Genomic DNA, 20,551 nt, shown 5'->3' on the forward strand with positions numbered 1-20,551 from the left:
GCCGGGCGCCCTATCTGGCGCGCATGGCCACCGAACTCTACGACCTCACGGTCCTCGTCTATCTCCGCGGCTTCGCGGCGATGTCCGCCTTCCTCGAAAAGGGCCGCGCTTATGCCGATGCGCAGGGCATCGCGCAGGAAGACCTGCTGAGCGCGCGGCTTTATGACGACATGCTGCCCCTCACCGGCCAGGTGCAGCGCGCAAGCGATACCGCCAAGTTCGCCGCCGCGCGGCTCTCGGGCATCCAGGGGCCGTCCATGCCCGATACCGAGGCTAGCTTCGACGAACTCCTGGCGCGCATCGCCGCGACGGTGGATTTCCTCAACTCGGTGCCGCGCGAGGCGATCGACGGGCGCGAGGACGCCGATATCGAGGTCAGGACGGCCCGGAGCAGCCGCCAGTTCAAGGGGCTCGGCTATATCCTCGGCTTCGCGCATCCCAACTTCTTTTTCCACGTAACCACCGCCTATGCGATCCTGCGCCACAAGGGCGTGCCGGTGGGCAAGATGGACTATCTGGGCGGCGATCGGTGACGCGCATCGCCGTCATCGGCGCCGGCGCGATCGGCGGCACGCTGGCGGCGTGGCTGGCGCAGGACGGTGCGCATCGGGTGATCCTGTGCGCGCGGTCGCCGCTCGAGGATCTCGAAGTGGAGACGCCCGACGGCGCGATCCACGCGAAGCCGCATATCCTTACCGATCCCACGGAGGCCGAGCCGGTCGACTGGGTGCTCGCCACCACCAAGACCTATGATTGCGCCGCGGCGGCGGCCTGGCTGCCCGGGCTGATGGGTCCGGAGACGCGGCTCGCGGTGATCCAGAACGGCGTCGAGCAGCGCGAGCGCTTTCCCGCCGTGCCGCAGGACCGCACCGTGCCGGTCATCATCGACCTGCCTGCCGAGCGCACCGCGCCGGGCCGGATCGTCCAGCGCCGCGCCGGCACGATCCATGTACCCGAGGGCGCAGCCGGCGAGGCGTTCATCGCCCTCTTCGCCGCAACCCCGATCGAAGCGCAGACCACGCCCGATTTCCTCACCGCCGCCTGGCGCAAGCTGGCGATCAACTGCTCCGGCATCGTCTGCGCGCTGACCGGCCGCCCGGCCGAGGTCGCCAATGACGAAGGCGTGGCGGAGGTGATGCGCGCCCTGGTGCGCGAATGCATCGCGGTCGGCCGCGCCGAGGGCGCTGACCTGCCCGACACGCTGGCGGACAAGGTAGTGGTCTGGACCCGGCGGGCGCACCCGCAATCGGTGAACTCGCTCATGGCCGATCATCTGGCCGGGCGCCGCATGGAGATCGATGCGCGCAACACCGTGATCGTCCGGCTGGGCGAGAAGCACGGCATCCCCGCCCCGCTCAACGCCGCCTGCGCGGCCCTGATCGAGGCGGCGGTCACACCGACTTGACATTAATTAACCTTGCAGCCCCTTAGCAGCCGCCGAATTGTCTCTATTATGGAGGCCGGAGGCGAATATTCGTACGTTGCTGTTCAATCGGAACCTGTGGATCCTCGTGCTGGCCGGCCTCGCGGGGCTCTACGCCATTTTCGCGGTGGACGTGTTCCAGGACGATACCACCCAGCTGACCGACCGGCGCACGCGGATCGAGCTGGACGAGTTCCTGCTGTTCGGGTCCGCGCTGATCCTGACGATGTTCGCGTTCAGCCTGAACCAGCACCGCGCGCGCATCCGCGAGCAGCACCGACGCATCGAGGCCGAGCATGTCGCGCGCGATCTCGGCTATCACGACGCGCTGACCGGCATCGCCAATCGCCGCGCGTTCGACGAGACGCTGGCCGCGCTGCTTGCGCATCCCGTGGTGGCGGGGACCATCCATGCGGTGCTGATGCTCGATCTCAACGGATTCAAGCAGATCAACGACAATTACGGGCACGGCGCAGGCGACGCGCTGCTGATCGCGGTGGCCCGCCGGATCGCCGCGACGGTACGTGACGGAGACTGCGCCGCGCGCTTCGGCGGCGACGAATTCGCGGTGATCGCGCCGAATATCCAGGAAGACGCCGCGATCGCCATCGCCCAGCGGATCGCTGCGACCGTCTCGGCTCCGATCGAGATCGACGGGCATCGGCACCATGTGACCACCGGCATCGGCATCGCCCTGGTGCGGGAGGCGGGCGTAAGCCCTGCGGAAGCAGTGCGCCGCGCCGACGTCGCGCTCTATGTGACCAAGAGGGATCGGCGCCTGGCCTGGCACCTCTATACGCCCGAGATGGATCGCGGCGCCTAAATCGCGACGATCCGGCTGCCGAGCCGATCGGCTTCTTCGCGGTCGTGCGTCACCATCAGTATCGGCAGGCGCACCGTATCGCGCAGCCGCTCGAGCAGGGCCATGATCTCCTCGCGCCGGGCGCGGTCGAGCGAAGACAGCGGCTCGTCGAGCAGCAGGAAGGCGGGGTTCGACAACAAAGCGCGGCCGATCGCGACGCGGCGCGCCTCGCCGCCCGAAAGCGTGCGCGGCCAGCGATCGAGCAGATGCACGATGCCGAGCAGCGCGATCGTCTCATCGACATCGGCGCCCCCCTGCCCCAGGCGCCAGCCGTAGAGCAGGTTCGCGCGCACCCGCATGTGCGGGAAGAGGCGCGGCTCCTGGAAGACATAGCCGGCGCGGCGCCGCTCGGGGGGCTCGTTCACGGCGATTTCGGCGTCGAACAGCGTTTCTCCGCCCACCCGGACATGGCCGCTATCGGGCTCGATCAGACCGGCGACCATGTTGAGCACGCTCGTCTTGCCCGCCCCCGAGGGGCCGAACAGCACGGTGAGGCCCGGCCCGGGCTCGATCCGGCAGGCGATCTCGGCATCGCCGAGGCGCTTGGTCACATCGACGTCAAAGGACATGGGTGCCCCTGCCCATGCGCCGCGCGATCAGCTCGGATGCGACCAGAGCCGCGAGCGAGAGCAGGACGGAGATGCCGGCAAGGCGCAGGACAGTGCCCTCTCCGTCCGGCGTCTGGAGCGCGGCATAGATGGCGAGCGGCAATGTCTGGGTCTCGCCGGGGACGTTGGAGACGAAGGTGATCGTCGCGCCGAACTCGCCCAGCGCGCGGGCGAAGCCCAGCACGACGCCGGCGATCACCCCCGGCAGGCTGAGCGGCAGCGTGATGCTGCGGAAGCTGCGCGCGGGCGAGGCGCCGAGCGTGCGCGCGGCCTGCTCCAGTCGGCGGTCGACCGCCTCGATCGAGAGCCGGATCGCGCGGACCATCAGCGGCAGCGCCATGACCGCGGCGGCGATCGCCGCACCGGTCCAGCGGAAGAGCACGGTGATGCCGAACCAGTGCTCCAGCCACATGCCGAGCGGCCCGGCCGGGGCGAAGGCGAGCAGCAGCAGCCAGCCGGTCACCACCGGCGGCACCACCAGCGGAAGATGGACCAGCGCGTCGACCAGCACCTTGCCGGGAAAGCGCGCGCGGGCGAGCAGCCAGGCGAGCGCGAAGGCGACCGGCAGCGTCGCCAGCACCGCGACGCCGCCGACCTTGAGCGACAGGAGCACGATCCCCCATTCCCCGGCGTTCAGCATGTCAGAGCGGGGAAAAGCCGAAGCGCGTGAAGATCGACCGCCCCTCGCGCGACAGCAGGAAGGCACGGAACGGCTCGGCATCGGGGCTGGTCGAGGCCTTCAAGCGGGCGAGCGGATAGCGGATCGGCGAGTGGCTGTCCGCCGGGAAGGTGGCGGCGACGCGCACCTTCGGCGAGGCGCGGGCATCGGTGAGATAGACCACGCCATATTGTGCGGCGCCGCGTTCGACGAAGGCGAGGGCGGCGCGGACATTCTCGGCGCGCACGACCTTGGGCGCGACGGCGCTCCACAGGCCGAGCTTTTCGAGCGCGGCCTTGCCGTATTTGCCCGCGGGCACCGAGTCCGGATCGGCCATCGCCAGCCGGCCGTTCCCCAGCGCCGCCGCCAGATTGCCGAGCGCGACATTGGCCGGGTTCGAGCGCGGCGTGACCAGCACCAGGCGATTGCCGAGAAACGGCGCGCGCGTGCCGGCGACGATCAGCCCGCGCCGCTCGACATCGTCCATCCAGGGTTCGTCGGCGGAGACGAAGAGATCGGCGGGCGCCCCGGCCGCGACCTGCCGCGCCAGCGCCGAGGAGGCGGCGAAGGAGAGCACGGGGCGCGGATGGCCCTTGCGCGCCCAGGCATCGGCGGCAGCGTTCATCGATTCCTGGAGGCTGGCGGCGGCGAGCACCAAAGGCGCACGCGGGGCGGCGAAGGCGCGCGGTGCCGCGAGCAGTCCGCCGATTCCGCAGAGGAGACTTCGCCGATCGATCACTCGCCTACCCCGCGGTTACGCTCGGCACGAGCTATGCCGCATGCGCCGCTGTCGGAGCAAGTCAGCCGTGCCTGGGGTAGGTTGTACCGGCATTCCGCTCACGTCTCCTCTCCCCTTGATAGGGGAGAGGATAGCGAAGCTTGGCGCTTTAGCGCCTAGCGCAGCTTGGAGAGGGGTAGAGCGGAGCGCAGCTCCGCGCGGCTGCTGCGCAGCCGCTCACCCAGCTCCGACTAAGCCTTTGCTACGCAAAGACTAAGTCTGCGCAACCCTCTCCCCTCAAGGGGAGAGGGGGAGGTAGGCTGAATGTCGATACATCCTAGCGGTGCAGCTTGCGTCATCCAGCGCGCCCCAGTCCCCGCCGGATCGCGCGGACGCCGCCGATCAACTGGCTGACCATCAGATCGGCGGGCCTGCCGTCGCCGAGCGCGACGGCGCTGGGCCGGTCGGCAAGCGCATGGTGGAGCTGGAGCGTGCCCGAGCGGATGCCGGCGCGGCACAGCCGCCACCAGAGCCGCGAGATCTCGCGATCGACCCAGGCGAGCTCGACGAAGGAATAATCGCCGTGCCCCTCGAAATCGGCGCGGAGCGTGGCGATGCCGGTGAAGAGCCGCTCCAGCGCCTCGCGCCCCGGAACGGGCTCGCAGGCCATCACATGGCGGACCAGCAGCGCGGCGAATTCGCTCGCCGCCTCGCCCAGCAGCGCCTGATGGCGATCGGCAAGCAGCTTCTCGCCATGGGCGCGCATGATGCCGTTATACACCTGCGACGCCCCCAGCGCGTGGCAGCGGTAGAGCGTGAGCACCTCATCGATCTGCGCCAGCCGGCCGAAGGGGCGCAGGCGGTGATAGAGGTCGAAATCCTCGACATAGCGCAGCTCGGGTCGTGCGAGCGGATCGAGGCGCCGCGCGGCGTCTGCGCGGAACAGGACCGAGGACCAGACGAGCGGATTGCGGATCAGGATCAGCCAGTCGATCAGCACGGGCGGCATCGGCCGCGGCCAGTTGCCGGGCTCGATCGCACCGTCGATCAGGAAATCGGCGGCGGTGCTGACCAGCACCGTATCCGGGTGGGCATCCAGCCAGGCGGCCTGGCGGGCAAAGCGCTCGGGCAGCGCGATATCGTCCTGGTCGAGCCCGGCGATATAGCGGCCCCGCGCCTGGGCAAAGGCGCGGTTGCGGGCGATCACCGGCCCGTTGTTGGTCTCCGAGACGATCACCCGGACGCGCGGATCGCCGAAATCGCGCAGCACCCGGACCGTATCGTCGCGCGAGCCGTCATCGACTGCGATCAGCTCCCAGTCCCGGAAACTCTGCGCGGCGAGGCTCGCCAGCGTCTCGGGCAGCAAGGCGGCGCCGTTGTATGTCGCCATGATGATCGAGACGGTGGGATCGCTCATGCGGCGCGGCGCACCGCTTCGTCGAGAAGCTGATCGACGATCATCCGGCCGATATCGTTCTGCCACAGCCACAGGCCATTGGCCTTGCCGCTGAAGCTCGCCTCGCCGCCCAGCCGCCCTTCGGGGACGAAGCCCGAGGCCAAGCCGATGCCATAGACGCCGGGCACCGGGCGCCCCGCGGCATCGATCACGCGGCATTGCTGGTCGACCAGGCGCGGACGCCCCGGCGCGTCCGCGGCGAGCGCGATGCAGGTGCCGTCCACCTCGAACAGCGGCAGCGCGCGCGGACGATAGCCGAGCGCGCCGATCACCACGTCCGCATTCGCCAGCTCGGCGCGGACCGCCGCGTCGTCCTCGCCGGTGATCCGGCGCAGCACCATGCGCGGATCGGGCGCGCGGCCGCCGATGCCGAGCATCCGCAGCACCAGCTCGCGCGCCTCCAGCCGGAAGCCGGCGAGGCGATAGACGAAGCCGCTCAGCGGGCAGATGTCCTCGGGGCCGAAATCGGTGAAGCCGTCTTCATGCGCGTCCTCCGCCGAACGGTAAAAGGGCCGGAGCGGCCGGCGGTGATAAAGCGCGAGCGCCCCGGCTCCGAGCGGCAGCGCGGGCGCGCCCTTGAGGATCAGCGCGGCGCCGGCAAGCGCGCTGGTCGATCCGCCGACGATGGCGATGCGCGGCGCGGGTTTGCCCGCGATACGCTGGCGCAGGCGATCGAGGCCGCCCAGGCGCAGGAAATCGTCGCCCAGCATCAGCCGCTCGCCGGCGATCTCGCCCAGCGGCACGCCTGCGACCCGCTCGACCTCGACATGCGCGCGCGCCTGATAGCCGCCGGTGGCGATCACCAGATTGGCCGCGCGCATCAGCCGCTCCTCGCCGGTGAGCAGGTTGCGCACCCGCGCGGCCCAGTCGCCGTCCGCCGTCCGCCGCGCCTCGACCACTTCGCTGCGCGTCGCGACGGTGCCGCCATGCTCCGCGACGATCGCGGCGAGCCGCGCGCCGGTGGCTTCGAGCAGCGGCGTCGCGCGGGTGAGCGGCACGCCGAGCGCGCCGATATGCATCGCGACTTCCTGGCCCGAATGATGCCCGGTCAGCGCGGCGATGTCGGCATGGACATTGTCCTTCACCGCGGTGAGGAAGGTCTCGGCGGTGCTGTCCGACGTGATCGCATAGCCGCCGATCTCGCCGCGGCCGAGCACGGCGTCGCGCTCGACGATCGCCAGCCCGCCCTTGGCGAGCGCAACGAGCTGGTCGCCCTTGGTGGCCGCGGTCAGCAAGGCAGTGCCGGCGGGGCCGCCGCCGATCACCAGCGCGGAATGAACTACCCTGCCCCGCCGCTCGGTACGCAGCCCGTCCAGACCGGAACGGTTGCAGGCATCGATCAGTGCCTCGCAGACGCGCTCGACGTCCCCCTCGGTCATATTATCGGTGACCGGCAGCGACAGGATGCGGCCGCCGACATCGTCGCACACCGGCACCGGCTCGATCAGCGCCTGCGACCGGAACCAGGGCTGCTCGGCGAGATGCGGGCTGAAATAATGGCCGGCGCCGATACCGGCCTCAGCCAGCGCCGCGATGATCGCGGCGCGATGCCCGGCAAAGGGGCGCGGCAGCAGCAGCGACTGGAACTGGAGCGCCGGCCGCGCGCCGCGAAGCTCTTGGAACTCGAAACCCTTTTCCGCGGCGAACCCGCCCAGCCGATCGCGATAGATGCGGTCGAGCCCGGCGCGATGCGCGGCCAGCGCCTCGATCTGGTCGAGCTTGGCGGCGGCAACGATGCCGAGCACTTCGGGCAGCTTGCCATTGAGTCCCGGCCCCTCGGCCGAGCGCCCGCCGGCAAAGCCGAAATTGGACATCTGGCGCAGCGATTCGATCAGTTGCACGTCGCCGCTGTGGATCAGCCCACCCTCCGCGGTCGCGAACACCTTGGTCGCGTGCATCGAATGGACGATCGCGAAAGGCGCGCCCGCACCGAAGCTGCGGCCGGCGGCATCGCGCGCGCCGAGCGAGGCGGCGGCGTCGATCACCACGCCGAGGCCGCGCGCATGATAACGGCGATAGCGATCGAGATCGATCGCCGCGCCGAAGGTGGCATAGGGCACGACCACGGCGATACGGCTGCCATAGCGCTCGAATGCCGCCGCCTCGGCCGACGCGCTCGACGCCCAATCGTCGGGATCGATGTCGCAGAGCAGCGGCGTCAGGCCCGCCCAGATCGCCGCCTGCGCGGTGGCGGCAAAGGTGAAGCTGGGGATCAGCGCCAGCGCGCCGGTGCCCGCGCGCGGGCCGGCGGCGTGACGGATCGCCATCATCAGGCCGATCGTGGCGTTGTTGACCGCCAGGCAGTCACCCGCGCCTCCGAACAGCTTTTCGGTGACCGCAGCCTCGAACCCGCGCACCACCGGCCCGCCGTTCGAATAGATGCCGCGCGCTTCGACTTCGCGCAAAGCGCCGCCCAGTTCGCTCAGCTTCGGCGGATGCGGCGCGATCAGCGGCAGCCGGTCCATGCAATTCTCCCCAGCGATGGTTCCCGGGCCAGCGCCGGCACGGATCAGGATCGCGGGAGACTGCCAGCCAGCGCCTTAGATTTGGTAAAAGCCCGGTCTTCGCTTCGGCTTGCGCGCGAACCATGAAAAAGGCCGGCCCGGGTTTCCCCGGACCGGCCTCTTTTTCTTCGATCGGCGAAGCGATCAGGCGGCGAGCAGGACGCCCGCTTTCTGGTCGCGACGACGGCGGATGAAGCCGCCGACCAGGCCGAAGCCCAGGAGCATCGTGCCCCAGGTCGTCGGCTCGGGAACGCCGGTGGCGGCGCGATAGATTTCCTTGGTGTTGATCGTGTAGCCGTTGTTGGCGAGGACATCCAAGTTGAGGTTCCAGCCGATCGCATCCATCGCGGCGAGATCCAGGGCCGAGATCACGCCCATCTCGCCATAGCAGAAGGTCGGATCCATGATGCCGATCTGGTTGTAGCCGTTGCAACCGCCCACGGACGCCGCCGTATCCTTGAAGTGCGAAGCCTGATCGCCGTCGCCGTTGTAATAGCCCGTCGCGAACAGCGATTCGCCGTTGAACTGGGTCGCACCGCCGTCGAGCGAGAAATAGGCGGCGGTCCCCACCGACCAATCGAGCGCGGCGCCGACCTTCGGAATGACATTGACAGGATCGTTGCTGTAGCGGAACAGATCGAGCACCGAGCCGACGATCTGGTTGTTCCAGTTGACTCCCGCGCCGACCGACGCGCCCGGACCGACGCCCGCGAGCTGATCGTAAACGTCGACGCCGCTGGTGAAGCCCAGCGCATGGCCGATCTCATGGATCGCTACGCCGATGAAGTCCATCTGGCCGGCGGTGATGCCGTCGAAGGGATTGAAATCGAAGCTGAACACGGAGCTGAAGGTGATGTCCGCGTCATTTCCCCCGTCAAAGCCGGTATAGCCGAGCGCCTTCAGATTGGCTTCGTTGACGGCGAGCGCGACATTGTTGAGAGACTGGCTGGAATCATACCCGACGGTGTTCAGGTTGATGCCCGTGCCGTTGGCATTGAGAGGGCCGTTGCGGATCATGCTGACGCCGTGCAGTCCGGAATAGGTCGTTGTCGACAATGTCGGCAGGATCGCGGACGCGTCGAGCGCGGAATTGCCGACTGCCTGGAGCGAAGCGATCACATCTTCCGTCGCGACACCATATGCGGCGCTGCCGGTCGAGCCGATGATGCCGGGAGGAAGCACGCTATAGCCGATGCCGAGATTGATCGTCACATCGGTGCTGATAACGCTTTCCCAATAGCCCGCGGCAATCCTGAAGCCCAGTTCGGCCGGAGTTCCGCCGACCGAGCCATTGTCGATCAGGTTGATCTTCAATTGGGCCTGGGCCGGCATGGCGGCGCAGGCAAAGGCGATGGCGGCCGCGCCGCTGGCGGCGATGCGCTTTAACGTCCGTGCATGGATCATCATCGATTTTCCCCTGTTGAACACGGTCCCGCCCGCGCTCGGGGTATAGTTAATCTTGTGTTAAGCTTTTGGGTCAAGCGCATTTCTCGCACCCGCGAGAATATTTCGCATCCATGATGGACGAAAGAAGCTTCCGGGAAAAAATCCTTGTCCCGGAAAGGGTCTCCGCCCGACTTTCAGATACCGCAAAGCAAAAAAGGGACCGTCCGGATGCCCGGCGCGGTCCCGTTTCAGGATCAGTGGAACGATCGGGCCGTGCGAGGCTCACCCCGCCGCCGGCGCGCGTGGAACCTAGCTGTCGTCGCCCATGCGCAGCGCGGCGATGAAGGCCTCCTGCGGAATCTGGACACTGCCATATTCGCGCATGCGCTTTTTGCCTTCCTTCTGCTTGTCCAGAAGCTTGCGCTTGCGCGTGGCGTCGCCGCCATAGCATTTGGCGGTCACGTCCTTGCGCAGCGCGGCGATCGTCTCGCGGGCGACCACCTTGCCGCCGATCGCCGCCTGGATCGGGATCTTGAACAGATGGCGCGGGATCAGATCCTTCAGCCGCTCGCACATGCCGCGTCCGCGCGACTCCGCGGTCGAGCGGTGGACGATCATGCTCAGCGCATCGACCGGCTCGTTGTTGACGAGGATGCTCATCTTGACGAGATCGCCCGGGCGGTGACCGATCTGCTCGTAATCGAAGCTGGCATAGCCGCGGCTGATGCTCTTCAGCCGATCGTAGAAATCGAACACGACTTCATTGAGCGGCAGCTCATAGGTCACCTGGGCGCGGCCGCCGACATAGGTGAGGTTCTTCTGGATGCCGCGGCGATCCTGGCAGAGCTTGAGGATCGGCCCGAGATATTCGTCGGGAACATAGATCACCGCGTTGATCCACGGCTCCTCGATTTCGGAGATGCGCGTGGGATCGGGCATGTCGGCGGGATTGTGGAGCTCGATCGAGCGCGGCTCGGCCTCGCCCGCCGCCTTGGTGAGCAGGAGCTTGTAGACGACCGACGGCGCTGTGGTGATGAGGTCGAGGTCGTACTCGCGGGTCAGCCGCTCCTGGATGATCTCCAGGTGCAGCAGCCCGAGAAAGCCGCAGCGGAAGCCGAAGCCGAGCGCGGCGGAGGTCTCCATCTCGAAGCTGAACGAGGCGTCGTTGAGCCGCAGCCTGGAGATGCTCTCGCGCAGCTTCTCGAAATCGGCGGCGTCGACCGGAAACAGGCCGCAGAACACCACCGGCTGGACTTCCTTGAAGCCCGGCAGCGCCTCGGCGGCGGGGCGCCTGGCGTCGGTGATGGTGTCGCCGACGCGGGTCTGGGCGACTTCCTTGATCTGGGCGGTGATGAAGCCGATCTCGCCGGGGCCGAGATCGCTCAGCTGCTCGATCTTGGGGCGGAAGCAGCCGACGCGATCGACCAGATGGACCGATCCCTCCTGCATAAACTTGATCTGCTGGCCCTTGCGGATCGATCCGTCGATCACGCGCACCAGGATCACGACGCCGAGATACGGATCGTACCAGCTATCGACGAGCATCGCCTTCAGCGGCGCATTGACGTCGCCTTTCGGTGCCGGGATGCGCTCGACGATCGCGTCGAGCACTTCCTCGATGCCGATGCCCGACTTGGCGCTGGTCAGCACCGCGTTCGACGCGTCGATCCCGATGATCTCCTCGATCTCGTGCCGCACCTTCTCAGGCTCGGCCGAAGGGAGATCGATCTTGTTGATGACCGGGATGATCTCATGGTCATGCTCGATCGACTGGTAGACATTGGCGAGCGTCTGCGCCTCGACGCCCTGCGCCGCATCGACCACCAGCAGCGCGCCTTCGCACGCGGCCAGGCTGCGGCTGACCTCATAGGCGAAGTCGACGTGACCGGGCGTGTCCATCAGGTTGAGGACGTGCCCCTTCCAGTCGAGGCGCACGGTCTGCGCCTTGATGGTGATGCCGCGCTCCTTCTCGATGTCCATATTGTCGAGCACCTGCGCGCTCATCTCGCGCTCGGTGAGCCCGCCGGTGCGCTGGATCAGCCGATCGGCCAGAGTCGACTTGCCGTGATCGATATGCGCGATGATCGAGAAGTTGCGGATGCGGGAAAGTTCGGTGGCCATGATTCCGCGCGCGTTAGCAGCTTGCCCACGAAAGCCAAAGCGTCCGTGTGGCGCGATGTCGTTACTGTCCTATTGTCCCGGTGGCGGACCTGATATCGTCCGCTGTGATAGGGACCGGGAGCCGCATTCCCGTGTTGAAGAGTTGAAGGACGCCGCATATCCGCACACTGCATGTTGCGAATCGGCAGATTTGGAAGGGGAAAAGAATGCGTAAGTTGATGCTTGGGGCGGCGGCTGTCGCCGCGTTGTCGATGGCGGCCACGCCAGCCCTGGCCCAGAAGAAGCAGGACAAATCCTCCGGTCGCAAGGAGCAGGAACGCGGCATGCGCGACATTCCGCATTGCACCAAGAAGCTCGGCACGATCTCAATCGTCGAGCCCGACAATCAGTGGTGGCGCGAATTCAACCTGGGCAGCCCCGAGGCTGTGCTGAAGGTCTTCGTCCAGCAATCGGGCTGTTTCAGCCTCGTCAATCGCGGCCGGGCGCTGCAGAGCCGCGCGATGGAACGCGCCATGGCCGATCAGGGCGAGATGCAGCGCGGCTCGAACATGGGCAAGGGCCAAGTGAAGGCCGCGGACTATTTCCTCGAGCCCAATATCGTCTCGGGCAATCGCAATTCGGGTGGCGGCGGCCTTGGCGGCGCGCTGGGCGGGCTGATCGGCGGCGGCGTCGGCGCCGTGGTCGGCGCGGTCAACATCAAGAAGAAGGAAGCCAATGTCACGCTGAGCATGGTCGATGCCCGCACGACCGAGGAGTCCGTGGTCGAGGGCTATGCGCGCAAGACCGATATCGGCTTCGGCGGCGGCGCGGGCGCCGGCTGGTGGGGTGGCTTCGGCGCGGTTGGCGGCGGCGGCTACCAGGATACCGCGATCGGCCAGGTGATCGTGCTCGCCTATCTCGATGCCTATATCAAGCTGGTCCAGGAGCTCGGCGGCCTGCCCCCCGGCGACTATTGATCGCGGGCATCCGCTGACAAACAAACGGCGGCGGACCCCGGGGCCGCCGCCGTTTTTGTTTCCCCGGACGAACCCGGCGGCGATCGCTCGCCGCCGGGTCATGTTTTCCCGGGAAGGGAACCTTACTTGATGCGGCCCGTGAGCGAGACGCCGATGATGCGCGGATCGTTGATCACCGCGGCCATATAGTTCTCGATCACGCCCTTGAGGTTCTTCTCGTTGGTGATGTTGCGCGCGAACACCGCCAGCTCATAGGCGCCGTCATTGCCCGAATAACCGATCTTCAGGCCGCCCTCGATATTGCCGTCCGAATAGAATTCATCGGTCTTGTAGAGGACATAGTTGGTGTAGCCCTGCACGTTCCAGTCGGTCGAGATGAAGATCTTGCCCTTCTCGAACACCGGGATGTCGTAGCGCGCGGCCAGGTTGAGGTTGTACTTCGGCGCATTGGGCAGCGGATTGCCGTCGATCTGCGCGAAATAGGCCGGCGCGCCGAAGACGGTGCGCTGGATCACCGGATCCTTCACCGTGCAGACGACCACACCGTTCAGCGTGCAGACCTGGGCATAGACGCGCTTGTCCTGGATCTCGGTGTGCAGATAGCTTGCACCCAGCGAGATCGCGAGGTTGCGCACCGGATGCCAGTCGAGCTCGGCCTCGGCGCCATAGGCCTTGGCCTTGTCGGCATTGAACAGCACGCCGTTGCCGTCCGCATCGTTGCCGTTCAGCTGGATGTCGTCGACCGTGTAGGTGAAGGCCGAGGCATTGAAGCGCAGCGTGCGGCCGATCGTGCTCTTGAAGCCGGCTTCCCACGACAGGATCGTTTCCGAGTTCGCCGTGGTGAAGTCCGAGTTGAACACGGCCGAGCGGCCCTGGACCGTCGGCCCGCGGAAGCCCTTGGCGACGCGCGCATAGACGCTGACGTCCGGGCTCACCTCATAGAGCGCGCTCACGTCCCAGCTCGGCTTGGTGTCCGACAGACGGACATGATGGCGACCGGTATAGGTGACGGCGCCCGCCGCGGTATCGGCGGTCTTGAGCAGGTCCGTGGTCTTGGTGTCCTGGGTGATGCGCGCGCCGGCGGTGAGCGTCAGCTTGGGCAGAACTTGGTAGCTCGCCTGGCCGAAGAACGCCCAGCTGGTGTTGACGTCATGCAGCCGCACCCAGTTGTTGGGATTGCGGCCGACGACGCCGGGGCTCAGGAACCAGGCGCGCTGGTAGAATTCGGTGATGTCGCGCTGGTCGAAATACATGCCGCCGAGCTGCCACTTGAACGGGCCGGCGGTGTCGCTGGCGAGGCGCAGCTCCTGCGTCCACTGGTCGAGGTCGCGCAGGCGGCCCATCGATTCGCCGCAATCGCGGCAAGCCGCCAGCGTCGGCACATAGCCGAGCTGGCTGACGCCGCCATCGGTATCGCCGCGGCTATAGCCGTTGCTGGTCTCATAGGCAGTGACCGACGTCAGCGTGACGCCGCCAAAATCCCAGGTCGAGTTCAGCGAACCGCCATAGGTGTTGTAATCCTGGGGATTGTTGGCGGCCTCGTCATAATTGACCGAGGTACGCGAGACGTTGCTGACGTCGTTCGAACCCTTCACCAGCGCGTTGCGCAGGAACAGCGTCGAGGTGCCGTTGTAGTTGCGGACATGGAACGAGCCGAGGACCGACCAGTCGGCGGTGGGCGTAGCGAGCACCTGGAAGCGGACATCGCGCTCGTCGAAGCCGCCCATCACGTTCTTGCCGCCCTTGGTGCCATCGGAGTTGGGACCGGCGAAGCGGTTGTCGACATAATCGTCGCGGTGCTGGAACAGGCCCGAGATGCGGACCGCCACGTTATCGCTCAGCGGGCCGCCGATGCCGGCGTCGAGATTGATGCTGTTGTAGCTGCCATAGCTGAGCTGCGCCTGGCCGGAGAGCTCCTGGCTCGGGCGGACGGTGTCGAACTTGACGATGCCGGCGGTCGTGTTGCGGCCGAACAGCGAGCCCTGGGGACCGCGCAGCACTTCGACATGGTCGAGGTCGTAGACCGGGTTCGACTTGAGCACGACATGCTCGAGCACCACGTCGTCCTGGATGATCGACACGGGCTGCGAGGCGCCGAGATAGAAATCGATATTGCCCAGGCCGCGAATATAGAAGCGCGGGAAGATGCGGCCGGTGGTCGTCTCCGCATAGAAGCTCGGCACCTTGCCCGACAGCGCGAGCAGCGTATCGTCGCCGCTGGCGGTGAAGTCGCGCGCATTCTGGCCGCTGATTACCGCGACCGAGACGGGCACGTCCTGCTGGTTCTCGGGGCGCCGCTCCGCGGTGACGACGATCTCGTTCAGATCGGTGCCGCTGTCCGCGCTCGTCTGCGCATCCTGCGCGAAGGCCGCGGTCGAGAAGAAGCAGGCGCCAAGCGCCGCGCCGGCGAGATACCGGCTTTTTGCGAATTTCATGTTCAATCCCCGATTACTGACTGTTTCCACCCTGGATCATCGGGCGCACGACCGCGTGCCGGAGAATCACGACGGATTCCCGGTTTTCCGGTTCTTTTTTCCTGTGAGGTTTGCGCCCTCTGCGGGGTCGCGGATAGGAGCGGATTATGTCCGGTTAATGACAAATGCGCGGCCAATTTCGCACCTGCAGCATCAGGCGGATTGGAGCGCCCTTTGCTCGGCCTCGATCGCGGCGATCGCATGGGCCAGGCGCGCATCGCCCTGCCCGCCCACCAGCGCCCAGCGCACGCCGCGGCGCTCCAGCTCGGCCCTGGAGAGCTCGAAGAATTGGGCGCGCAGCTCGGGCGTGCCGAACAGCCGCGTGCCGTCCGCGACCCAGGGCAGATCGATGTCGAACAACAGGTAGAAGTCCGCCGTGCCGGTCCAGGCATCGAACCAGGGATCACGCTTCCCGAACAGCATGTCGGCCCATACCGCGGTCATCAGCGGATCGGTGTCGAGGATCAGCGGATCGGCGCCGGCGGACAGCATCATCCGGCGGCCGGCATCGTGTGTCTTGGCGATCTCGAGCAGATCCTGCATCGTGAAATCGATGCCGCGCGCTTCGGCATATTCGCGGCCATATTCCTCGATCGCCTCGCCGCCAAAATGATCGGCGAGCTTGTGCAGGATCGTCGACTTGCCCACGCTTTCAGGACCGTGAAGGCAGATGGTGCGCGGAATCATGCTCGTGCCCGTGTCCAATCGATGAGGCCCCAGACGGAGAGGGCCAAGAAAATCCCGTACAATCCCGCCGTAAGCCAGAGATCCTTAACCATGAATAACGGGATCGCGATCAGGTCCACCGCTATCCACAACACCCAGCTTTCCCAGTTGCGGCGCGATTGGAGAATCTGCGCGACGACGCTCAGCATCGCGACACCGCCGTCCCACCAGGGATAGGCGGCGTCGGTGAAGCGGTGGACCAGCGCACCCCAGGCGAGAATGGCGACGGCGCACCCGGCGAGCCATGCGACACGCGCGTTCGCGCCCAGCCGCTCGACCCGGACCTCGCCCGTCTCGGCACGCGAGCGCGCCCAGTTCCACCAGCCATAGAGATTGACCGCGAAATAGAAGATCTGGAGCAGCGCGTCGCTGTAGAGCTTCGCCCCGAAGAATATCCAGCCGTAGAGCGAGACCATCGCCAGCGCGAAGGGATAGTTCCACATGCTGCGCCGCACGACCAGCATGACGTTGACGAGCCCCAACAGGGTGGCGGCGACTTCGATCGGGCTCACCTCCGCCGATTAGCAGGCAATTAACCATATAGTCGAGGGGCCGCTTGCCCTCCCCGCCCCGCTTGCTAGGCTGCGTACAAATCGAAGGGAGAGCACATGCGCCATATCGCGGTGATCGGCTCAGGGCCTGCCGGCTATTATACGGCGGAGGCCTGCCAGAAGACCTTCGGCGAGGACGTGCGCGTCGATATCATCGATCGACTGCCGGTCCCCTTCGGGCTGATCCGCACCGGGGTCGCGCCCGATCACCAGTCGATCAAGGGCGTGTCGCGCCGCTACGAGGCGGTGGCGCTGACCGACAATGTCCGCTTCGTCGGCAATGTCACCCTGGGCAAGGACGTCTCGATCGAGGAGTTGCGCGGGCTCTACGACGCCGTGGTGCTCGCCACCGGAGCGCCGCGCGACCGGCCGCTGGAGATACCGGGCGCAGACCTGCCCGGCGTGGTCGGATCGGCGGCGTTCGTCGGCTGGTATAACGGCCATCCCGACCATGCCGACCTGGCGCCGCCACTGCACGGGCCAGGCGCGGTGGTAATCGGCAACGGCAATGTCGCGCTCGACGTGGCGCGCATCCTCGCCAAGGCCGAGGATGAATTCGCCGGCTCCGACATCGTCAGCCATGCGCTGGAGGCGCTCAGAGGCAACAGGATCGACACGATCACGATCCTGGGGCGGCGCGGTCCGCACCAGATCGCGATGACGCCCAAGGAACTGGGCGAGCTCGGCGAGCTGGCGCGCGCGGCGCCGGTGGTCGATCCGGCCGACCTGCCCCCGGCCAGCGACGACATGCTGCTAGATCCCGGCCAGCGCAAGTCGGTCACCCACCTGCGCCATTTCGCGGGGACACAGACGGACAAGCCGATCCGCATCGTCTTCGATTTCTTCGCGATGCCGGTTCGTATCGAAGGCGACGGCAAGGTGGAGCGCGTGATCGTCGAGCGGACCAGGCTCGATCCCGAGGGCCATGCGGCCGGCACCGGCGAGACCTATGCGCTGCCCGCCGGACTGGTGGTGAGCTGCATCGGCTATCGCACGCCTCGGATCGAGGGCGTGCCCTATGACGACCGCGCGGGCCGCTTCGCCAATGAAGACGGGCGGGTGATGCCCGGTCTCTATGCGGTCGGCTGGGCGCGGCGCGGGCCGACGGGGACGATCGGCACCAACCGGCCGGACGGCTTCGCGATCGTCGAGAAGATCGCCGCGGATATCGGCGAAGGCGGCGGCAGGCAGGGCCGGCCGGGGCTGGACGCGCTGCTTGCGGGGCGCGGCGTGGACGTCGTCACCTTCCGCGCCTGGCAGCAGATCGACGCCGCCGAGATCGCCGCCGCGCGCATCGGCAGCCCGCGCGAGAAATTCACCAGCATCGACGCGATGCTCGCCGCGCGCACAAGCTGATCAGAGGCGCTTGCACGACTCGAAGACCATGGTTATAGGCGCCGCTCCAGCATCGATCCGGTGCGCCGCGGCGCCCGTTCGATACTCCGTCGGGGAGTAGCTCAGCCTGGTAGAGCACTGTCTTCGGGAGGCAGGGGCCGGAGGTTCGAATCCTCTCTTCCCGACCATTTTCTTCCAGATTTCGATCCGTTGGCGCGTCAAAGCACGAACATCGCCACCGCTGCCGCGGCCATCACCGCCGTCGCGGCCCAGCCGAACACCAGCAGCGGCATCGGCGCGGTGAACTCCGCCATGATCGCCCGGCGCGAGACGACCACCATCATCACCGCCATGATCGGCACCGCGACGACGCCGTTGATGACCGCGCTCCAGAACAGCGCCCGGATCGGGTCGATCGGCGACCAGTCTATGCCGATCCCCAGCAGCATCGCGGTGCCGATCACCGCATAGAAGCCCGGCGCCTCCACCGGCGTCCGCTCCAGCCCGATCCGCCAGCCGCGCGCCTCGCCGATCGCATAAGCCACCGAGCCGGCAAGCACGGGCACCGCGAGCAGGCCCGTGCCGACGATGCCCAGCGCGAAGAGCAGGAAGGCGAACTGCCCCGCCACCGGCTTCAATGCCTCGGCGGCGTCGGCGGCGGTGGCGATATCGGTCTTGCCCGCGGCATTGAGCGTCGCCGCGGTGCCGATCATGATCGCGATCGCGACGAGGTTCGAGACTGCCATGCCGACGAACGTGTCGATGCGGATGCGGCCAAGCTCGCGAGGCGCTTCGTCGGGCGCATCCTCCAGCGCATGTTCGTCGTCATGGCCGTCGATCTCCTCCACTTCCTGGCTGCTCTGCCAGAAGAAGAGATACGGGCTGATCGTGGTGCCGAAGATCGCGACGATCGTGGTGACCGCGCCCGCCCCGGCGATCGTGGGGATCACCATGCCCCTGCCCGCCGCCGCCCAGTCGACATGCACCATCAGCACCAGCGCGACATAGGCGAGCAGCACCAGCGTCAGCCATTTCAGGATCGCGGCATAGCGGTGATAGGGGATGAAGAGCTGGAGGAGCGTCGACCCCACGGCGAAGACGATGGTGAAGACATGCCCGCCCCCGCCCGCCACCAGCGCGGCCGCATCGCCCATCGCGGCCAGGTCCGCGCCGATGTTGATCGTGTTCGCCACGAAGAGCAGCGCGACCAGCGTCGTCAGGATCCAGCGCGGCAGGACATCGCGCATGTTCGATGCGAGCCCGCGCCCCGTCACCCGGCCGATCCGCGCGCTCACCAGCTGCACCGCGGTCATCAGCGGATAGGTGAGGATCATCGTCCACAGGAGCTGGAAGCCGAACTGCGCGCCCGCCTGGGAATAGGTGGCGATGCCGCTGGGATCGTCGTCGGCGGCGCCGGTGATCAGGCCGGGGCCGAGCTGCTTGCCGAATGAGGGCTTGGGATCGGTGCGTTCGGTGTCCATCGTCGCTCCTGATCGGCCCGCGCCCCAGATTTCGCATTGCTCTGGATTAGTCAAAGGAACTTTGCGCGCCGCTCACGCTTTACCGGGCCGCAATCACGGAGAATTTCCATGGCAGAACAAAGCTATACCGATGCGATCGCACTGCTGAAGGCGGACCACCGCAAGGTGGAGGAATTGTTCGAGCAGTTCGAGGGCACGCGCAGCGCCGCGTCGAAACAGAAGCTCGCGCATCAGATCTGTACCGAGCTCAAGATCCACACGATGATCGAGGAGGAGATCTTCTATCCCGCCTATCGCGGCAGGATCGAAGGCGACCTGCTCGACGAAGCCTATGTCGAGCATGACGGCGCGAAGATGCTGGTCAACGACATCGAGGCGGGATCGCCCGAGGACGATTTCTACGAAGCCAAGGTCCATGTGCTCTCCGAGGAGATCAAGCACCATGTCCATGAGGAGGAGATGCCGAGCGAAGGCATGTTCGCCCAGTGCCGCAAGGCCGAGGATGTCGATCTGGTCGCGCTGCGCGACGCGATGCTGGCGCGCAAGCAGGAGCTGATGGCGCAAGCGGAGAGCGGCGGCCTGCCGCCCGCCAAGCCGCGCGCCGTCAATCTCGTGCCCGCCTGATCGGGGCTATTTCCAGCCGCCGCCCAGTGCCTTGAACAGCGCGATGGCCGCCTGGCCCTGGGCGGCGCGGGACTGATCGGCGCGGCGCTGGGCCGCAAGCAGCGATTCCCGGGCGCGGAGCAGCGTGAGGCGGTCGTCCTCGCCGCTTTGAGCGCGACGCTCGGCGAGCGCGAAGGCGGCGCTTTCGCGCTCCAGCGACGCGGCGGCATCGGCTTCGGCGGTGCGGGCATTGAGGAAGCGGTTGATCGCCGCCTCGCTGTCCGAGAGCGCGCCCGTCACCGCTTTTTCGTAGCGCGCGGCGGCACCCTGGGCGCGGGCGTCGGCGGCGCGGATCTGGGCGCGGATCGTGCCGCCCGCGAAGATCGGCCAGGAGAAGCTCGGGCCGATCTGGAGGCGCGTGCTGTCGCCCGAGACGAGATCGCCCGGCATGCGCGCCTGCTGGCCGATGCTGCCCAACAGCGAGAAGCGCGGGAAGAGATCGGCGGTGGCGACGCCCACGTCCGCGGTGGCGGCTGCAAGCTCGCGCTCGGCCTGGCGGATGTCGGGGCGGCGCTCCAGCAGCACGGAACGGAGGCCGACCAGGACCGCGTCGGGGGTGGCCGGGGGCGCGGCGCGGGGGTGGGGGCCGGCGCGGCCGCCCCCGGGGGCGGCCCGCGGCACGGGGGGGG

18 protein-coding genes and 1 tRNA gene are annotated in these 20,551 nt (G+C 67.3%); 7 read left to right on the top strand and 12 right to left on the bottom strand.

Going from position 1 to position 20,551, the window contains the following annotated elements; all coding sequences use genetic code 11:
* The first annotated feature begins 23 nt into the window (after positions 1 to 23).
* From HB724_RS09245 to HB724_RS09255, 3 genes are all read left to right on the top strand, one after another.
* Positions 24 to 533 (top strand): DUF1993 domain-containing protein, encoded by a 510-nt coding sequence (locus tag HB724_RS09245; protein WP_213980636.1) that lies wholly within the window; start codon positions 24 to 26, stop codon positions 531 to 533.
* Positions 530 to 1,405 carry a 2-dehydropantoate 2-reductase gene (locus HB724_RS09250; RefSeq protein WP_213980637.1) on the top strand — a complete coding sequence of 292 codons (876 nt, stop codon included), beginning with the start codon at positions 530 to 532 and terminating at the stop codon, positions 1,403 to 1,405. The genes HB724_RS09245 and HB724_RS09250 overlap by 4 nt, the downstream gene beginning before the upstream one ends.
* A gap of 76 nt (positions 1,406 to 1,481) precedes the next feature.
* A complete protein-coding gene (locus HB724_RS09255; protein WP_213980638.1) occupies positions 1,482 to 2,246 on the top strand; it encodes a GGDEF domain-containing protein in 765 nt (254 codons plus the stop codon).
* Here HB724_RS09255 and HB724_RS09260 read toward each other — a convergent pair.
* From HB724_RS09260 to lepA, 7 genes are all read right to left on the bottom strand, one after another.
* A complete protein-coding gene (locus HB724_RS09260) occupies positions 2,243 to 2,854 on the bottom strand; it encodes an ATP-binding cassette domain-containing protein (RefSeq protein ID WP_213980639.1) in 612 nt (203 codons plus the stop codon). The two genes, HB724_RS09255 and HB724_RS09260, sit on opposite strands and share 4 nt — an antisense overlap.
* On the bottom strand, positions 2,844 to 3,533 hold the full coding sequence (modB, locus tag HB724_RS09265; RefSeq protein WP_213980640.1) for a molybdate ABC transporter permease subunit: 690 nt from the start codon (positions 3,531 to 3,533) through the stop codon (positions 2,844 to 2,846). The genes HB724_RS09260 and modB overlap by 11 nt, the downstream gene beginning before the upstream one ends.
* A 1-nt stretch (position 3,534) precedes the next feature.
* Positions 3,535 to 4,260, bottom strand: a complete 726-nt coding sequence (gene modA, locus HB724_RS09270) for a molybdate ABC transporter substrate-binding protein (protein WP_346344704.1) — start codon at positions 4,258 to 4,260, stop codon at positions 3,535 to 3,537.
* 364 nt (positions 4,261 to 4,624) lie between these two features.
* A complete protein-coding gene (locus HB724_RS09275; protein WP_213980641.1) occupies positions 4,625 to 5,686 on the bottom strand; it encodes a glycosyltransferase in 1,062 nt (353 codons plus the stop codon).
* On the bottom strand, positions 5,683 to 8,190 hold the full coding sequence (locus tag HB724_RS09280; protein WP_213980642.1) for a DegT/DnrJ/EryC1/StrS family aminotransferase: 2,508 nt from the start codon (positions 8,188 to 8,190) through the stop codon (positions 5,683 to 5,685). Before HB724_RS09280 ends, HB724_RS09275 begins: the two co-directional genes overlap by 4 nt.
* Before the next feature lie 183 nt (positions 8,191 to 8,373).
* Positions 8,374 to 9,636, bottom strand: coding sequence for an NF038122 family metalloprotease (locus HB724_RS09285; RefSeq protein WP_256731415.1), 1,263 nt, complete (start codon positions 9,634 to 9,636; stop codon positions 8,374 to 8,376).
* A 288-nt stretch (positions 9,637 to 9,924) separates the two neighbouring features.
* Positions 9,925 to 11,736, bottom strand: a complete 1,812-nt coding sequence (gene lepA, locus HB724_RS09290; protein ID WP_213980643.1) for a translation elongation factor 4 — start codon at positions 11,734 to 11,736, stop codon at positions 9,925 to 9,927.
* Positions 11,737 to 11,942: 206 nt separating this feature from the next.
* Between lepA and HB724_RS09295 the strand changes: the two genes are divergently transcribed.
* A complete protein-coding gene (locus HB724_RS09295; RefSeq protein ID WP_213980644.1) occupies positions 11,943 to 12,692 on the top strand; it encodes a CsgG/HfaB family protein in 750 nt (249 codons plus the stop codon).
* 122 nt (positions 12,693 to 12,814) lie between these two features.
* Here HB724_RS09295 and HB724_RS09300 read toward each other — a convergent pair whose 3' ends face one another.
* The 3 genes from HB724_RS09300 to pnuC form a co-directional block, all read right to left on the bottom strand.
* Entirely contained in the window at positions 12,815 to 15,127 is a 2,313-nt protein-coding gene (locus tag HB724_RS09300; protein ID WP_213980645.1) for a TonB-dependent receptor, read from the bottom strand.
* A gap of 192 nt (positions 15,128 to 15,319) precedes the next feature.
* Positions 15,320 to 15,853, bottom strand: coding sequence for an ATP-binding protein (locus HB724_RS09305; protein WP_213980646.1), 534 nt, complete (start codon positions 15,851 to 15,853; stop codon positions 15,320 to 15,322).
* Positions 15,850 to 16,404 carry a nicotinamide riboside transporter PnuC gene (gene pnuC, locus HB724_RS09310; RefSeq protein ID WP_213980647.1) on the bottom strand — a complete coding sequence of 185 codons (555 nt, stop codon included), beginning with the start codon at positions 16,402 to 16,404 and terminating at the stop codon, positions 15,850 to 15,852. The genes HB724_RS09305 and pnuC overlap by 4 nt, the downstream gene beginning before the upstream one ends.
* Before the next feature lie 96 nt (positions 16,405 to 16,500).
* Between pnuC and HB724_RS09315 the strand changes: the two genes are divergently transcribed.
* Together HB724_RS09315 and HB724_RS09320 are read left to right on the top strand one after the other, a co-directional pair.
* Positions 16,501 to 17,799, top strand: a complete 1,299-nt coding sequence (locus HB724_RS09315) for an FAD-dependent oxidoreductase (RefSeq protein WP_213980648.1) — start codon at positions 16,501 to 16,503, stop codon at positions 17,797 to 17,799.
* A 90-nt stretch (positions 17,800 to 17,889) separates the two neighbouring features.
* Positions 17,890 to 17,966, top strand: a tRNA-Pro gene (locus tag HB724_RS09320).
* Positions 17,967 to 17,996: 30 nt separating this feature from the next.
* Here HB724_RS09320 and HB724_RS09325 read toward each other — a convergent pair.
* Entirely contained in the window at positions 17,997 to 19,259 is a 1,263-nt protein-coding gene (locus HB724_RS09325) for an Nramp family divalent metal transporter (RefSeq protein WP_213980649.1), read from the bottom strand.
* Positions 19,260 to 19,367: 108 nt separating this feature from the next.
* Here HB724_RS09325 and HB724_RS09330 point away from each other — a divergent pair, with 108 nt between their 5' ends.
* The gene (locus HB724_RS09330; RefSeq protein WP_213980650.1) at positions 19,368 to 19,883 is read left to right on the top strand and encodes a hemerythrin domain-containing protein; all 516 of its coding nucleotides are present in this window, start codon (positions 19,368 to 19,370) and stop codon (positions 19,881 to 19,883) included.
* Between the two features lie 6 nt (positions 19,884 to 19,889).
* On the opposite strand, the gene HB724_RS09335 is transcribed toward HB724_RS09330, so the two are convergent.
* On the bottom strand, positions 19,890 to 20,551 hold a 662-nt coding region (locus HB724_RS09335; RefSeq protein ID WP_213980651.1), incomplete at its 5' end, for a TolC family protein.

It is taken from the genome of Sphingomonas sp. dw_22, assembly GCF_018449795.1.
Taxonomy (GTDB): Bacteria; Pseudomonadota; Alphaproteobacteria; order Sphingomonadales; family Sphingomonadaceae; genus Sphingomonas.

Bases quoted from the DNA above. Each gene is read 5' to 3' on its own strand.
- HB724_RS09245 (WP_213980636.1), top strand. From the start codon at position 24: ATGGCCACCGAACTCTACGACCTCACGGTCCTCGTCTATCTCCGCGGC.
- HB724_RS09260 (WP_213980639.1), bottom strand. From the start codon at position 2,854: ATGTCCTTTGACGTCGATGTGACCAAGCGCCTCGGCGATGCCGAGATC.
- modB (WP_213980640.1), bottom strand. From the start codon at position 3,533: ATGCTGAACGCCGGGGAATGGGGGATCGTGCTCCTGTCGCTCAAGGTC.
- HB724_RS09275 (WP_213980641.1), bottom strand. From the start codon at position 5,686: ATGAGCGATCCCACCGTCTCGATCATCATGGCGACATACAACGGCGCC.
- HB724_RS09280 (WP_213980642.1), bottom strand. From the start codon at position 8,190: ATGGACCGGCTGCCGCTGATCGCGCCGCATCCGCCGAAGCTGAGCGAA.
- HB724_RS09285 (WP_256731415.1), bottom strand. From the start codon at position 9,636: ATGATGATCCATGCACGGACGTTAAAGCGCATCGCCGCCAGCGGCGCG.
- lepA (WP_213980643.1), bottom strand. From the start codon at position 11,736: ATGGCCACCGAACTTTCCCGCATCCGCAACTTCTCGATCATCGCGCAT.
- HB724_RS09295 (WP_213980644.1), top strand. From the start codon at position 11,943: ATGCGTAAGTTGATGCTTGGGGCGGCGGCTGTCGCCGCGTTGTCGATG.
- HB724_RS09300 (WP_213980645.1), bottom strand. From the start codon at position 15,127: ATGAAATTCGCAAAAAGCCGGTATCTCGCCGGCGCGGCGCTTGGCGCC.
- HB724_RS09305 (WP_213980646.1), bottom strand. From the start codon at position 15,853: ATGATTCCGCGCACCATCTGCCTTCACGGTCCTGAAAGCGTGGGCAAG.
- HB724_RS09315 (WP_213980648.1), top strand. From the start codon at position 16,501: ATGCGCCATATCGCGGTGATCGGCTCAGGGCCTGCCGGCTATTATACG.
- HB724_RS09325 (WP_213980649.1), bottom strand. From the start codon at position 19,259: ATGGACACCGAACGCACCGATCCCAAGCCCTCATTCGGCAAGCAGCTC.
- HB724_RS09330 (WP_213980650.1), top strand. From the start codon at position 19,368: ATGGCAGAACAAAGCTATACCGATGCGATCGCACTGCTGAAGGCGGAC.